This is a genomic window from Arthrobacter sp. AB6 (assembly GCF_031844545.1).
GTDB lineage: Bacteria > Actinomycetota > Actinomycetes > Actinomycetales > Micrococcaceae > Arthrobacter.
This window is the reverse complement of record NZ_JAUZVL010000058.1, coordinates 1-1231: the sequence shown is the minus strand read 5'-3', so window position 1 is coordinate 1231 and position 1231 is coordinate 1. Positions and strand designations below refer to the sequence as shown.

1 protein-coding gene is annotated in these 1231 nt (G+C 67.7%); it reads left to right on the top strand.

The window, feature by feature from the left end; genetic code table 11:
* Window positions 1-1231 (top strand): L-serine ammonia-lyase (locus tag Q9R30_RS19290; protein WP_311218598.1); only part of this gene is annotated, 1231 nt, incomplete at both ends.

Genomic DNA, 1231 nt, shown 5'->3' with positions numbered 1-1231 from the left:
TGGGGTTGGAGGGGTTCCATCCGGAGCTGATCCTGCCGGAGGAGGTGGAGGAGCGGCTGGCGGCGATCGCGGAGACGGGTTTGCTGCACCTGGCCGGTTCCGTACCCCTGCCGTACGGGGTGAAGGATATGGTGTTGCGTCCGCTGACGGTGCTTCCGCGGCACACGAACGGGATGACGTTCACGGTGTCTGACGCCGAAGGGCAGGTGCTGCATGCGGCGACGTTTTTCTCGGTGGGTGGCGGGTTCATTGTCCGTGAGGGTGAGGAGGACGCGGCCCAGCAGGAGCTCGAGGAGTCCAAGAAGGAGCTGCCGCTGCCGTTCCGGACTGCCGCGGAGCTGCTGGAGCACTGCCGGGACACGGGGTTGGGGATCAGTGATGTGATGCGGGTGAACGAGGAGGACAGCCGCGCCCCGGATCAGATCCGGGCGGGCCTGCTGCACATCTATTCGGTGATGGAAGGGTGCGTGGCCGCGTCGCTGAAGCGTGAGGGGGTGCTGCCGGGCGGGTTGAAGGTCCGCCGCCGCGCCCCGGACTGGTATGACCGGCTGCGGAAGGAAAGCTCCCGGCCGGCCGGATCCCAGGACGAAGGCCAGGACGCGGAGTTCCATGACCCGAAGTATTGGCAGGAGTGGGTTAACTTGATCGCCCTGGCCGTGAATGAGGAGAACGCTTCCGGCGGCCGGGTGGTGACCGCGCCGACGAACGGGGCGGCCGGGATCATCCCGGCGGTGCTGTATTACGCCCTGCATTTCGCGCCGGGGATGGAGAACGCGTCCCGGGAGGACCGGGAGGATGTGGTGGTGAAGTTCCTGCTCGCTGCCGGCGCGGTGGGGGTGCTGTACAAGGAGCAGGCCTCGATCTCGGGTGCGGAGGTGGGGTGCCAGGGCGAGGTGGGGTCGGCGTCGTCGATGGCCGCGGCGGGCCTGGCTGAGGTGATGGGCGGGACCCCGGCGCAGGTGGAGAACGCGGCGGAGATCGCGATGGAGCACAACCTGGGCCTGACGTGTGATCCGATCGGGGGCCTGGTGCAGGTGCCGTGCATCGAGCGGAACGCGATCGCGGCGGCGAAAGCGATCAACGCGGCGAAGATGGCGCTCTGGGGCGACGGCTCCCACCGGGTCTCCCTGGACGAGGTCATCATCACGATGCGGGAGACCGGCAAGGACATGAGCTCCAAATACAAGGAAACGGCCATGGGCGGCCTCGCCGTCAACGTCGTCGAATGCTA